At 62.8% G+C, this 13,331-nt stretch carries 14 protein-coding genes; 5 read left to right on the forward strand and 9 right to left on the reverse strand.

Annotated features, from left to right (window positions below):
- Window positions 1–1,279 precede the first annotated feature (1,279 nt).
- Complete coding sequence (locus tag HBE63_RS10940) at window positions 1,280–1,621, reverse strand: hypothetical protein (RefSeq protein WP_166904770.1); 342 nt, start codon at window positions 1,619–1,621, stop codon at window positions 1,280–1,282.
- Window positions 1,622–2,248: 627 nt separating this feature from the next.
- Here HBE63_RS10940 and HBE63_RS10945 point away from each other — a divergent pair.
- Window positions 2,249–2,476: a hypothetical protein gene (locus HBE63_RS10945; RefSeq protein ID WP_166904771.1), complete on the forward strand. Its 228-nt coding sequence runs from the start codon at window positions 2,249–2,251 to the stop codon at window positions 2,474–2,476.
- A 100-nt stretch (window positions 2,477–2,576) separates the two neighbouring features.
- Here the strand turns inward: HBE63_RS10945 and HBE63_RS10950 are convergent, their stop codons facing one another.
- The 4 genes from HBE63_RS10950 to HBE63_RS10965 all read right to left on the reverse strand — a co-directional run bounded on the left by HBE63_RS10950 (window position 2,577) and on the right by HBE63_RS10965 (window position 4,320).
- Entirely contained in the window at window positions 2,577–2,909 is a 333-nt protein-coding gene (locus HBE63_RS10950) for a type II toxin-antitoxin system PemK/MazF family toxin (protein ID WP_166904772.1), read from the reverse strand.
- Complete coding sequence (locus HBE63_RS10955; protein WP_166904773.1) at window positions 2,906–3,112, reverse strand: antitoxin MazE family protein; 207 nt, start codon at window positions 3,110–3,112, stop codon at window positions 2,906–2,908. The genes HBE63_RS10950 and HBE63_RS10955 overlap by 4 nt, the downstream gene beginning before the upstream one ends.
- A 287-nt stretch (window positions 3,113–3,399) precedes the next feature.
- On the reverse strand, window positions 3,400–3,654 hold the full coding sequence (locus tag HBE63_RS10960; protein WP_371814959.1) for a type II toxin-antitoxin system PemK/MazF family toxin: 255 nt from the start codon (window positions 3,652–3,654) through the stop codon (window positions 3,400–3,402).
- 69 nt (window positions 3,655–3,723) lie between these two features.
- Window positions 3,724–4,320: a TetR/AcrR family transcriptional regulator gene (locus HBE63_RS10965; RefSeq protein WP_166904774.1), complete on the reverse strand. Its 597-nt coding sequence runs from the start codon at window positions 4,318–4,320 to the stop codon at window positions 3,724–3,726.
- A 190-nt stretch (window positions 4,321–4,510) separates the two neighbouring features.
- Here HBE63_RS10965 and HBE63_RS10970 point away from each other — a divergent pair, with 190 nt between their 5' ends.
- On the forward strand, window positions 4,511–5,377 hold the full coding sequence (locus HBE63_RS10970) for an alpha/beta fold hydrolase (protein ID WP_166904775.1): 867 nt from the start codon (window positions 4,511–4,513) through the stop codon (window positions 5,375–5,377).
- 77 nt (window positions 5,378–5,454) lie between these two features.
- Here HBE63_RS10970 and HBE63_RS10975 read toward each other — a convergent pair whose 3' ends face one another.
- Window positions 5,455–6,258 carry a ParA family protein gene (locus tag HBE63_RS10975; protein ID WP_166904776.1) on the reverse strand — a complete coding sequence of 268 codons (804 nt, stop codon included), beginning with the start codon at window positions 6,256–6,258 and terminating at the stop codon, window positions 5,455–5,457.
- 181 nt (window positions 6,259–6,439) lie between these two features.
- Window positions 6,440–7,807 (reverse strand): allantoinase AllB, encoded by a 1,368-nt coding sequence (allB, locus tag HBE63_RS10980; protein ID WP_166904777.1) that lies wholly within the window; start codon window positions 7,805–7,807, stop codon window positions 6,440–6,442.
- A gap of 224 nt (window positions 7,808–8,031) precedes the next feature.
- Between allB and HBE63_RS10985 the strand changes: the two genes are divergently transcribed.
- Together HBE63_RS10985 and HBE63_RS10990 are read left to right on the forward strand one after the other, a co-directional pair.
- Complete coding sequence (locus HBE63_RS10985; protein WP_166904778.1) at window positions 8,032–9,537, forward strand: NCS1 family nucleobase:cation symporter-1; 1,506 nt, start codon at window positions 8,032–8,034, stop codon at window positions 9,535–9,537.
- 12 nt (window positions 9,538–9,549) lie between these two features.
- Window positions 9,550–10,272 carry an aspartate/glutamate racemase family protein gene (locus HBE63_RS10990; protein WP_166904779.1) on the forward strand — a complete coding sequence of 241 codons (723 nt, stop codon included), beginning with the start codon at window positions 9,550–9,552 and terminating at the stop codon, window positions 10,270–10,272.
- Between the two features lie 16 nt (window positions 10,273–10,288).
- On the opposite strand, the gene HBE63_RS10995 is transcribed toward HBE63_RS10990, so the two are convergent.
- A complete protein-coding gene (locus tag HBE63_RS10995; protein WP_166904780.1) occupies window positions 10,289–11,104 on the reverse strand; it encodes a bifunctional allantoicase/(S)-ureidoglycine aminohydrolase in 816 nt (271 codons plus the stop codon).
- Window positions 11,101–12,378, reverse strand: coding sequence for an aldolase (locus tag HBE63_RS11000; RefSeq protein WP_166904781.1), 1,278 nt, complete (start codon window positions 12,376–12,378; stop codon window positions 11,101–11,103). Before HBE63_RS11000 ends, HBE63_RS10995 begins: the two co-directional genes overlap by 4 nt.
- Before the next feature lie 176 nt (window positions 12,379–12,554).
- Here HBE63_RS11000 and HBE63_RS11005 point away from each other — a divergent pair, with 176 nt between their 5' ends.
- A complete protein-coding gene (locus HBE63_RS11005; protein ID WP_166909653.1) occupies window positions 12,555–13,316 on the forward strand; it encodes an IclR family transcriptional regulator in 762 nt (253 codons plus the stop codon).
- Window positions 13,317–13,331 lie beyond the last annotated feature (15 nt).

The following is a 13,331-nucleotide window of genomic DNA, read 5'->3' on the forward strand; positions in this document are numbered from 1 at the left end:
CTCTCATGTTTTCCTGGATTTCCGCTCAGATCGGACAACTCTCATGTTTTCCGGGATTACTCTCACCTTTTCCTAGATCGGACACGAGAGATTGAGGGTGACCCATCGCTTATCGCCAGGTTGGAAATGTACCGATAAGCTACATTATGTTAAGTAAAAGTCTCCGTTTTCATCAGATGAATCATCTTCAAGCCGATCGACGACGGGATCGGCACTGGCGTCGCCACCGCCGGACCCGAGCGGCGTTCACCGAGTTCAGCACTGACGCAACGTGTTAGGCGGGAGCGCGGTCATTCAGCATCGTCCCGCGTCGCTTCGCAGACCATGATCGCCAGTCTCAACTTTGTGTTGGGGTCTCCCATCCGGGGTACGTCCCATGCCTCAACGATGTATTCGGTTCCATCGATCGTGACGTGATCGCCGATCGTCATCGTTCGATTTCCCAGTTGCTCTAGGTCAACTAGGGCCCATCGCCCTCGACCAGTGATCGTGAACCACGATTCTGAGTGAAACTCGATCATTCGTGCACGCTAGCCCAGGGAGGCTAGTTCCAAAGATTATTGTCACTTTCGACACCAACTCCCCGACAATCTGCAACCGCCGCTCCCGCACACCGAGCAGGTAGGCCAAATTCTCCTCACCCTGCACCACACTCAACAACCGCGCATCGCCGGGATACGGCGTCAGATACGGCGGATAACTCGCCAACAACCGCGGCAACCGACCAAGCGACGACGCAAAAACCCAACCACATCGAGGATCTAACAGACCCACCCACGACCGAGCCGAGAAAACCCAGACAGAACCCCGGGCCGTGGCTGCGCTGATGTTGCCTGGCTAGCTAGAAAGGGTCAATGACGTCTTGGCCTGTCGCCACCACTCGGACGTCCGATCGTAAATCGTCATCAAGGTGTGCGAGTTGGTCGGTATCAACGATCAGCGTGGGATACCCGGGCGCCAGGATTACCGCGTTAGCGCGGCGAGCGAGCTCCACAAGAAGGTCAAACACTTGACCTCCGGCCGGACGGTGGACAGCGATGCTGTCCTGGGTATCTGCCTGCAGTTCTAGGGAAACATGTCTCCCCCGCCACCGTCAGCACATCGAATCTCAGGCGATTCAGGGTCGGTGAGATCAAGGTGTCTCGCAAAGACCTCAAGGACCGTTGCGGTGGGGATCGGAGTGCTCTTGCCGTCACGAAAAGCCACGACGAAAATATCGAAACTCACTCGCCAACCCTACTTTTGAACTGGTTCTGCGCGTGACCTCATCCGGCGAACCTCATACGACGGGACAACCGGGTACCTCGCAGGTCTGATCGCGGTCAGTATCGCCGTGCTCGTACTCGAAGTGGAAGCACACGTAGTGCATCCGCTCGAACACGACGGCGAAGTGCGTGCCGGCGGATAGTTCTCCGCATGCGCGGCACACTTGAGCAGGAGAGAGCAGCGCTTCAAGTGCTTCATCCACCACGCGATCGATGTCGGCAGCCGTGCACTCAGCCTCATGAACATCGCCACCCGCCGTCCGGCGGACAACATGGCGCGAACCGTCCACGTGAACTACCACCGAAGCGGTGAACGGGAACGTGTCTCCGGGCACAGTGAACAGCAGGTCGTGCATCGACGTACCACAGTGAACGTGCTGCGACCAGCGCCCGCGTGCTGCGACAAGTGTTGTCGCATTGCTCAGGGCAGCAGGAACACGGAGGCGGTTCCTCAAGAAGTCGAGGCTCTCGACCCACGAGTCATAAGTGCTGTGCACGCCTCGATCGTGCCTCAGGCGGGGCTCCTTGGCGAGCGTCTTCTAGTGGTTGATGCCAGCGGACCGCCTACTTCTGCGCGGATTTCCACTCCACACGGCTGCGTGAACCGGGCGAGGGCGCCTGTGGACGCACTCACGGGCTCGCAGCAAACTGTTGTCACCATCAAACTCGGCGGCGGCAACCGCATGACCCCGCATCGCCCCGCGACCAACTCGCCGCCCCGCCCCATCTTGATTCATCGCCTACATTCCCGGGAATACGGCGGAATCGAATATGGCGGGTTACCAGTAAACGTCGCCGTTTTCATCAGGTGAACCGCCGGCTCTGATGAGGGTTGTTACGGGTTCGACTACTCCATGTCGGTGCCCGACAACATCCGGAAGACGATGCCCTGTCCATCTGACGAATCATGCCAACCTAAGCCGATCGGAATGGTTTCGCACTGATGGGGTTTGGGGATTCGCATCGTCGGGAAAAATCAACCTATGCGAACACTCATTGCCCGTTCGACCATCGCCATTCTTGCCGCTGCTGCTGCCATGTCGCTGTTCGGGGCCGGGATCAGTTCGGCAGAGCCCCTGAACTGTATCAACGGACAGTTCTGGGATCCGATCACCAACACCTGCCAGACGCCCCGTCCAGCGGACAACTGTGCGCCCGGTGAGTACTGGAACGCTTTGTCCAATGTCTGCCGGCCTATCGGTCAACTCTAGCCCGCTTCGCCGCCCCAGGTGGCGAGGAATACGACGGAATCGGATATGCAGCGTTACCAGTAGAGCGCGCTGTATTGCACTGCGGCCCAACCGTTCTCAACTATCGCGCAAGGCCGAGGAATGCCATCATCGCTCGCTCGACTTCGACGACTTGCTCCGCCGTCAGACGACCGACTCGGGCGTGGACGTTCGACCTTTTGACGGTTGTGAGCTTGTCGATCATCACGTCACTGTCGTGATCAAGTCCGGATAACCGGCCGTCTCCGCCGGTTATCCGGATGCGCATCAACGGCGCATCCAACAGCGTGCTGGACATGGGAGCAACAGTTACAGAACTCGTGGCATCAAAGAGATCATCCTGAACAATCACCGCGGGACGCGGTTTGGTTGCGTAGACGCCTCCCGCCACGGTCCAGATCTCCCCTCGGTTCACTCCTCGTCCCATGGCGTCGAGATGGCCTCAATGAAGTCCTGGTCATCGGTGCTTTCGTCCGCTCGCGCGACCAACGAAGCCTGACGATGCGCCTCGGCGGCAAAACTCTCAGTGCGCACGTCAGGCACCCAGACCTGCACCGGTCGCAGCCCCCGCTCCCGCATCCGCCGTCGGTACTCGCCGACCCTTTCCCTCACTGCCATGCCGCAATGTTACATGTAACGCCGAATCGGGGCAGCCCGATAGCCGGATCGGCCGATGCAGCAAACAAACCTCCAAGCCACAGGGTCCCGCTCGACGGTTCGCCCGAGCTACCTGAAACTAGTCATCAGCACGAGCCTCGTGAAGCTGTTCCAACTTTGGCGCACCACTTTGCGGCCGGGTGGAATACGCCGGGATCGAATACGGAGGTTTACCAGTAAAGTACGCCCTGTTGCGCTGCACCCCAATTGTTTTCATCCGACAGCGATGCTGCGCCGGGGGCTTGGCATTACACATCCAGGACGAAGCGCACTACTTGGTCAATGGCTTGCATCTGTTCTGGACTAATCACTCCCTGGCGAGATGACAGTCGTTCGACGGAGACCACTCGCAGTTGGTCGCAGCGAACATAGGAAGTATGGTCCAGCCCGCTGTTCTCTGGCTCAAGTTCGACGTGGCTTCGCAAGCCGTAACCAACGGTCGTGATCGGTACGACGACCACCAGACCGCCCGGTCCATTGTTGAGAATGTCGACCGACACCACCGCCGCCAGCCGTCGAATGACTGAACTCGGTGCATATCCAGGCGAAAGCCGTTGGCTCGGGCAACAACCCTACGATGTGAAGAGTTCATGGAGATGCTGATCGATTGCGGCGAGGGCCTCCCCGGGATTGATGACCTCCAGGTCGAGAAGGGGCGTCAAGCCGGTCAACGCAAGGATACGGTCGGTCTCGGTGTTCACGTCGCGATGGCGTGCGATCTCTCCATCCGTAATCGCTTGCGCGATGATCACTTTGACCTGTTCCCGCCCCTGGCGTAGGCCCTCGCGCGTGTGATCGCGAATCGCGTTGTCGTGCAGTGCTTCGAGAACGTAGGCGGCATTCATTCGGCTCGTCGCGCGCGCATCGTCATGCAGCGGCAGCATTTCGGTGAGTATCAACCGCAGGACGTCTCGCGGATGCGGCACCGCGCCGAGCGCCTCCAGACCACGCGCCACTCGCTGAGCAGTCTGTTCGGCAGCGAAGTCCATCGCGAAAGAAAGCAACTCCCGACGACTCGCGAAGTAATGCTGGAGTTGGCCGTGTGACATCTCGGCCTCCGTCGCCACCTCACGCACACTCAGACGAAGGACCCCGCGTTGATCCACCACGCGCCACAGGGCGCGAGCGATGGTTTCGCGGCGTTCTCGATGGTCGACCTGTTTCGGCAACGCGCACCCCTTTCGGTTATTACCATACATCTGACATAATACAGTTGGCTTGGAAAGGTGGTGCGAGTGACAGGTCTGCCGAGGAACGTCGAAGCACTCACTGAGGACCGCGACCGGTCGAGCCGGGCGGAGGTTGACGGCGCGCCACACGCCCGGGCGAGCGCAGCCGCTTCGAGTTCGGGAGGGCGCAATGACCGCATTCGCCGACCCTGAGCTGGAGGCAGCATATTTCGCGGCATACGACGCGGTGATGGCAAATTGGCCGGTGCCGGCCGAGACGGTAGATCTTTCGGGGCGATTCGGAACGACACGAGTCACGTCCGCAGGCCCGACCGCAGCGCCGTCGCTGGTCCTGCTCCACGGATACAGCGGCACGTCCGGAATGTGGTACCCGGTAGTCGGTTCGCTGGCCGAGGAGAACCATGTGCGGGCCGTGGACACCATGGGCGAGCCGGGCCGCAGCCGACACACCGGCGCCGCCTTGACCAGCATGGAAGATCTGGTGGACTGGCTGGCCGAAACTTTCGATCTGCTCGAGTTGCCCGCCGCCGACCTGTGCGGCCAATCCTTGGGCGGGCATCTCGCGCTCCGGTTCGCGCTCACCCATCCCGAACGGGTGAAGCGGCTGGTTTTGCTCGATCCGCCTCTGGTCTTCGCCGGGCTCAGCCCCGAGTTCGAGGAGCTGGGCCGGAATCGCGACCCGCACCCGACTTTCGAAGATGCCCGCGCGATCCTGGCACCGGGCGCCCCCGGCAGCGGACCGGCGCATCTGGAGGTCTACCTCGACCTGCTCGCTCACGGAGCCGCTCACTTCCCGGCCTCGCCGATCGTTCATCCCCGCCTGCCGGAAGGGTTGACGCACCTGCCGGTCCCGACGCTCGTCGCCCTGGCCGGGGCGAGCCAGATACATGATTCGGAGGCGGCCGCGGAAGTCGCGCGGCGTGCCGGGGCGCACACGGTGATTCTCCCCGGTGCGGGGCACAGCCTCCTGGCCGACGTCGAACCTGTCCGCAGCCTCGTCGTCGAACACCTCCGGCGGAGGGACTGGCCGACCTGATGCCGCGACCGCGGACCCACCTTAGGGGCTGCGCCGACACACGTTACCCCGTTGTCCCCTAAGATATTTCGCCGGAACTACCGGTCGCTCGTACTTCGACCTAGCAGGTCCCGTTCCAGGAAATCTCGGAAGATTCGCGCGAGACTCGTCGCGATTGGGTCGGAGTAATCTCCGAGTCGGTTTCCGAGTTGAAAGGCCTCGTTGATAACGGCCCGACGTGGCAGCTCAGCACGGACCTCGTCGCCAAATTCCGTCTGTACCTGTTCCCTGATCGACTGGTCGATGCCGTTTCTACGGTCGAAACCGGATAAAACTACACCACACCACCTGAGTGGATGTGTTCGTTGGATACGCTCAACTCTGTCACGGGCCTCGCGGGCTTTGCGCACCGCATCAAGGGTCGGAGTGATCGGCGCGTACGCAACATCACCTAGATGCATTGCCAGGGCTTCCAGAGAGCCAGTGCGGCCGCCGGTGTCGATCAAAACAACCTCATAACGACCAAAGATGCCGGCAGCATCAAAGATGGCCCGCAACAATCCGGTGTCCGATACGCCGAAGCCCGCAACACGGCCTAAGGAAGCACCTGCAGGCAACAAATCGATGCCGGGCCATCTAGTTTCGATGATCTCCTCATCGATTCGCTTCGCGCCCTTGTCGGGATTCCCCCAAAAACTGATATCGGCGTCCTCGAGCACCGAACCCAAGCCGGTCGAATGCTGCGACACTCCAAAGTGATTGGACAGATTCCGCTCTGGGTCTGCGTCGACTAACAACGCGGAGATCCCGGCCCGCGAGGCTTCCCCCGCCAGCATCATCTGCCACAGCGTTTTCGCTGTGCCGCCCTTACCCGAGAGCACCAGCACCGAAACAGCTACCATTGCGAGCCTCTATGCAACGCGTGACTCACCTCGCCGTACTCCCCCATCGTGGTCGCGCTGTTGCCAGACACCGTGCGTTCTCAGCTTATATGTCGAACACCGGCTATCCCGTCGTCACCCGATGCGAACGGGTATCACGGTGCAGGGCCCATGGAAGCTGGCGTGACCGTTTCGGTGCGATCTACACGCCGCCGCGGCGCAGCATCCGACCCTGTGCGGTCTTGAAGTCAATCTTCTTGCCGCGCAACCAGGTACTGGTCACGACACCGGCGAGTGCACGTCCGTCGTACGGGCTGATCGGGTTCTTGTGGTGCAGCTTGTGCACGTCGACGACCTGCGCAGACTCGGGCTCGAAGATCGCGAAGTCGGCGTCGTAGCCGAGCGCGATCTTGCCCTTGTTGTTCAATCCGGCGAGCGCGGCGGGTTTGGCCGCCATCCACTCGAGCACCTGCGTGAGCTTTATCCCGCGACGCTTGGCCTCGGTCCAGATCAACGACAGGCCGAGCTGTAGCGACGCGACGCCGCCCCAGGCAACACCGAAGTCACCGTTCTCGACGTCCTTCAGGTCGACCGTCGACGGTGAGTGATCAGAGACGATGCAGTCGATCGTGCCGTCGATCAGGCCCTGCCACAGAAGTTCCCGATTCGACGCCTCACGGATCGGTGGACAGCACTTGAATGCGGTCGCGCCGTTGGGGATCTCCTCGGCGAGGAGCGTCAGGTAGTGCGGGCACGTCTCGACAGAGATCCTGACGCCGTCGCGCTTGGCCGTCGCGAGCATCGGCAGCGCGTCCGACGACGACAGGTGCAGGATATGCGCGCGGGCACCGGTCCACCGAGCGCGCTCGATGACCTCGGCGATCGCCACGTTCTCGGCGCCGCGCGGTCGCGACGCCAGGAAGCGTTCGTACTGGTTGCCCTCGGCCGAGGGGGCATGGTCGATGGCGCGGGAGTCCTCGGCATGCACGATCATCATGGAGTCGAAGCCGGCCAACACGGCCATGTCCTTCTCCATCTCGTCCGCGTCGAGATGCGGGAACTCGTCGACGCCGGAGTGCAGTAGGAAGCATTTGAAGCCGAACACGCCGTCGTCGTGAAGACCGCGCAGATCATCGGTGTTGCCGGGGATCGCGCCGCCCCAGAAGCCGACGTCGATGTGTGTCTTGCCCGATGCCGCCGCGCGTTTGGCGTTGAGTGCGTCGACGTTGACCGTCGGCGGTATGGAGTTGAGCGGCATGTCGATCAGCGTGGTCACTCCGCCCGCCGCCGCTGCGCGGGTAGCGGAGTCGAACCCCTCCCACTCGGTTCGGCCCGGCTCGTTGACGTGCACGTGCGTATCGACCAAGCCGGGGATCATGACCTGCTCGTCGGTGAGTTCGACGATCTCCGTGCCGGTGAGGCCACTCCCCAGCGGCTCGATCGCGACGACGCGACCGTCGCGGATACCGATCTCGCGGGCGACGATTCCCGCCGTCGTCAGCGTGCGTTCGCCGCGGACCACCAGGTCGAATTCAGGGTGGTTCGACGTCTCGGGTGCGGCGGCGGTCATCGGCAGCTCTCCATGGCTAGCAGCATAATTCCTCATCGTGGAAATGACACTCCACCCTTCGGGCAACTCTAAGTGTGAGCGCTGACACAGTCAATCGCGCCAAAAGCTTGACAGTCGGTGTCTGCATGCGAGTTACTTACTAAATTCGTGGAATATTACTTCCACATAATGGAATGTATGCGCCGGCATTGAGCGGCGGCGCACCGACCGTGACAGGCCTATCCATGACCACAGAGTCCACCGGGCTCATCGGCGACTCCAGTCGTACCGGTGCAACCCCGTCCGCCGACGTCAGTCCGCATCTGTACAACGCCGATCTCGCGCCCACCAAGCGCGAAGGTCGACGGTGGGGCGCATACAACATCTTCACCTTGTGGGCGAACGACGTACACAGCCTGGGGAACTATTCGTTCGCCATCGGCCTGTTCGCCCTTGGCCTCGGTGGGTGGCAGATCCTGCTGGTGCTCGGACTCGGTGGCGCCTTCCTCTTCCTGCTGCTCAGCCTGTCCGGGTTCATGGGGGAAAAGACCGGTGTCCCGTTCCCGGTGATGAGCCGCATCTCGTTCGGCACCCGCGGCGCGCAGATCCCCGCCGTCATCCGTGGCGCGGTCGCGATCGCATGGTTCGGCATCCAGACGTACCTCGCGTCTGTGGTGCTGCGCATCTTGATCGTCGCGCTCGCACCGTCGGCCCAGACCCTCGACTCGAACAGCTTCCTGGAGTTGTCGACGCTCGGCTGGATCTCGTTCGTCGGGTTGTGGGTGATCCAGGTGGTCATCGTCAGCTACGGCATGGAGATGATCCGCAAGTACGAGGCGGTCGCCGGTCCGGTCATTCTGATCACGATGGTCGCGCTCGCGATCTGGATGCTCAGCAGCGCCGACTGGTCCATCGCGTGGACCACGCCCGACTCGCTGACCGGCGTCGACATGTGGCTGAAGATCGTTGGCGGCGCCAGCCTGTGGGTCGCGATCTACGGCACGTTCGTCCTCAACTTCTGCGACTTCACCCGTAACGCGACGTCGAAGCGGGCCATCGTGAAAGGCAACTTCTGGGGCATCCCGCTCAACATGCTGGTGTTCGGCAGCATCGTCATCACCCTGGCCGGTGCTCAGTTCCGCATCGACGGACGCATCATCGAATCGCCCGCCGACATCGTCAAGGAAGTGCCGAACACCCTGCTGCTGGTGCTCGCGGGACTCGCGCTGCTGATCCTGACCATCGCGGTGAACCTGATGGCGAACTTCGTCGCCCCGATCTATGCGCTCAACAACCTGTTCCCCAAGCACCTCAACTTCCGTCGCGCAGCACTCATCTCGGCCGTCATCGGCCTGGTGATCCTGCCGTGGAACCTGTACAACTCCCCTGCGGTCATCAACTACTTCCTCGGCGGCCTCGGCGCCATTCTCGGGCCGCTGTTCGGCATCATCATGGCCGACTACTGGTTGGTGCGTCGTTCCAAGATCAACGTTCTCGCCCTGTTCTCGACCGATGCGTCCGGTGAATACCACTACGCGAAGGGCATCAACGTGCGTGCCGTGGTCGCCCTCGTCATCACGGCGGTCGTGGCACTGCTGCTCGCGTTCGTTCCGGCGTTCAGAGTTGTCTCGGAGTTCTCCTGGTTCATCGGTGCAGGACTCGGTGCGATCGTGTACCTGGCGGTCGCAGACCGCCGAGGACCGTTCCACGACATCTCCGGTGAGCCCATCGCCGTGGCGAGCACGCACTAGACAGGAACCGCCATGAGAATCCTCGTAGCCAACGTCAATACGACGGTCTCGATGACCGATGCGATCGCAGAGTCGGCGCGCGGTGTCGCGTCCCCGGGTACCGAGATCGTCGGCATCACACCGCGTTTCGGCGCGGACTCGTGTGAAGGAAACTTCGAGAGCTACCTCGCGGCCATCGCCGTCATGGACGCGATCACGTCGTACCCCGAGCCGTTCGACGCGGTGATCCAGGCCGGCTACGGCGAGCACGGTCGGGAAGGTCTGCAGGAGTTGCTCGACGTCCCGGTGGTCGACATCACCGAGGCGGCGGCGTCGACGGCGATGTATCTGGGACACAAGTACTCGGTCGTCACCACCCTCGACCGCACCGTCCCGCTGATCGAAGACCGTCTCAAGCTGGCGGGACTCGACGCACGATGCGCGTCGGTGCGCGCGTCCGGCCTCGGTGTGCTCGAACTCGAATCGGATCCGGAGCGGGCGGTCGAGGCGATCGTCCGCCAGTCTCGAGAGGCCGTCGAGAACGATCACGCCGAAGTGATCTGTCTCGGCTGCGGTGGCATGGCCGAGCTCGAAGCGAAGGTGAGGGCCGCGACCGGCGTCCCGATCGTCGACGGAGTCCGCTCGGCGGTCACCATCGCCGAAGGGCTGGTCCGGATGGGCCTGTCCACCTCGAAGGTGCGCACCTACGCGACTCCGCGCGAGAAGAGGGTCATCGGCTGGCCATTTCAGTTGTAGGCCAACGAGATAGCCGTCAGAGGATGATCTGGCGGTTGACGTCCTTGTACAGCAGGTAACGGAAGTTCGACGGCCCGCCCGCGTAGCACGCCTGCGGGCAGAAGGCGCGCAGCGAGAGGAAGTCGCCTTCCTGGACTTCCACCCAGTCTCCGTTGAGGTGATAGACGGCCTTGCCTTCGAGCATCAGGAGCCCGTGTTCCATCACGTGGGTCTCGGCGAACGGAATGGTCGCGCCGGGCTCGAAGGTGACGACGTTGACGTGCATGTCGTAGGCGAGGTCCTGCGGGTCGAGCATGCGCGTCGTGCGCCATTTGCCTTCGGTACCGGGCATGGCTGATGGTTCGATGTCCTGTTCGTTGCCGAACTTCACCGACGCCGTGTGGCCCTCGATCGCCTCGTAGCGCTTGCGGATCCACACGAACGTCGCGTCGACGTCGCCGTTGTTGTGGGCCGACCAGTCGGTACCGGCCGGCAGGTAGGCGAAGCCGCCCTCGGTGAGGGTCTGCGACTGACCTGCCGCGTCGACGGTGAGCGCACCGGAGGTGACGAACAGGAAGCTCTGCACCTCGGGCTGCGGCTCGGGTCGCTGCGCCCCACCGCCCGGCTTGACCTCGACGATCGCCTGGTAATACGTCGTCGCACCACCGGCGACCGGGCGGTTGATGATCCATGCGCGCGTATCGGTCCACTCCGGGAACACCGAGGTGACGATGTCCGAGAGGACGCCGCGCGGGATCACGGTGTAGGCCTCGGTGACGATGGCGCGGTCGGTCAGCAGATCGGTCTGCGGGGGCAGGCCGCCGCGGGGCGTGTAGTACGACGCAGTGGTCACTGATTGCTCCTGGTTGTGCGGCCGAGCGCGATGTCGCGCACGGTGGACATGGAGAGATCGGTGGCTGTCTCGATCTCATCGACAGTGAGGGCGCCGCACACGCTGCCACGATGGATCACGTCGGCGAGCGCGCGGGCGGTGGCCGGCTCGTCCATGACGGTCGAGTCGAGCTGGTGGACATAGTTGCGCAGGCGTGTCGCGGCCGGCGCGAAGGCGCCACGGTAGAACGCGTAGGTCGCCAGGTATCGGGTGACCAGTTGGGCGGGGTGCATGTCCCAGCCCTGGTAGATACCGCGTTCCAGGTGGCGCCGGACGAGGCGCGCGTGCAACTTCCACGCCATGGCGACGTTGTCGGGCTCGCCGACCGGGAGGATGTTGGTCGAGCCGTCGGACATGTGCACGCCGGTGCCTGCGACGGCCAGTTGCATGACGTTCTTGGCGTGGTCTGCCGCCGGATGCTCCATCGACTGGTAGGCGGCGGCGATACCGAGTGCCGCCGAGTAGTCGTAGGTCCCGTAGTGCAGCGAGCTGACGCGGCCCTGGCCAGCGTGAATGAACTGGGCAACGGGTGCGCGCCCATCGGCGCCGAGGATCGCCTGCGGTGTTTCAACCTGCACTTCGAAGCGGATGCGCCCGACCGGCAGGTCGTTCGCGGCTTCGAGCGCGCCCGCGACCACGACCATCGCCTCGACCTGGTCGACGGACGTCACCTTCGGCAAGGTGAGGGTCAGGCCGCCAGGGAGGCCGCCGGATTCGACGAGTCCGCTGACGAACATGTCCAGCGTGCGCAGTCCGCGGGCCCGGGTGCCGGCTTCGAAGCACTTGAAGCGGGTGCCGACGAACGGCGTCGAGGTGCCCGTGTCGAGCGCGGTCCGCAGCGCGGCGATCGCCCGTGCGACATCGGCGTCCTCGGTCGCGTCGTCGAAAGTGCCGTAGCCGTCCTCGAAGTCGATGCGCAGGTCTTCGATCGGCTCGGTGGTCAGCTTGTCCTCGACGAGGACGGCGAGAGTCTCGGGTGCACAGTCGGTTTCGCTGCTCGCACCCACGAGTGCGGCCACTGCGTCGAGCCCGCCTGCGTCCTTCGCGGCAGCGAGGGCGGTTGATCCCCAGTCAGCGGGCATCGTCGCCGAGTACCGGTTGCCCGGAATGTAGACGGTGTGGACAGGCTGCCGACGGCCGTCGTCGCCTGGGTATCGGTTCACCAATTGTGCGTCGGCGGCCGAGAGGCGGCGGTCGACGTCGGCCAGCACCGCATCGTCGAGGCGTCGTGTCACAGATGTGCCTCCCCTGTCTGGAAGTTGCCGTGGAAACAGAATTCCACATTGTGGAGTTTAGCGCGAGTGTTACCGGCGCACCATGCATGTATCCTTATCCACAATTTCTTCCATATTGCGGAAGTTATCGTGTGCATGTTGGATGGAACGACAATCGTCGACAGGGAGTGGACTGTATGGCGGAGAAGACCGGCGGCGTGCAGTCGGTGGAGCGCGCGTTCGAGTTGATGGAGTTGATTGGGCGTGCCGGAGGAGAGTGCTCGCTGACGGAGTTATCGGCGGAGTCTCCGTTGCCGCCGCCGACAATTCACCGCTTCCTGCGCACACTGGTCGGAATCGGCTACGTGCGCCAACTGCCCAATCGCCGCTACGCCTTGGGGCCGAGATTGATTCGGCTTGGCGAAGTAGCGAACCGCCAGTTGGGCGCGGTCGCCGCTCCGGTGCTGCAGTCGTTGGTCGATGAACTGTCGGAGACGGCGAGTCTCGCGGTACTTGACGGTGACATGGTGATCTACACCGGACATGCTCTGCCTCCGAAGCTGATGCGGACGGACAGTGAGGTCGGCAAGCGCGTCGGTCTGCACACAACCGGTGTGGGCAAAGCGGTTTTGGGTGAGTTGGATGATGCACGCATTCTGAAACTGGTCACGCAGTCTGGATTTCCCGCACCGACCGAGAACAGTGCGTCCACCCTTTCTGCGGTGTTCGCCAACGTCGAACGCGTGCGCGTCGACGGTTATGCGATCGACAACGAGGAGTTCGAGATCGGTGTTCGCTCCGTCGCGATGGCGGTGCCTGGCGCTCCGACGCCGATGGCAATCGGCATCTCCGGGCCCTCGGCTCACGTCAACGAGGAATTGATCGCTCGAGCCGTTCCCGCACTGAAGAAGGCGACCGGCGTGATCTCGGAAGCCCTGATCGGGGCGAGGGAGCAGTAGCCCACTGCTCCGGAA

The sequence above is a fragment of the Mycobacterium sp. DL440 genome, from assembly GCF_011745145.1.
In the GTDB taxonomy this organism is placed as follows: domain Bacteria; phylum Actinomycetota; class Actinomycetes; order Mycobacteriales; family Mycobacteriaceae; genus Mycobacterium.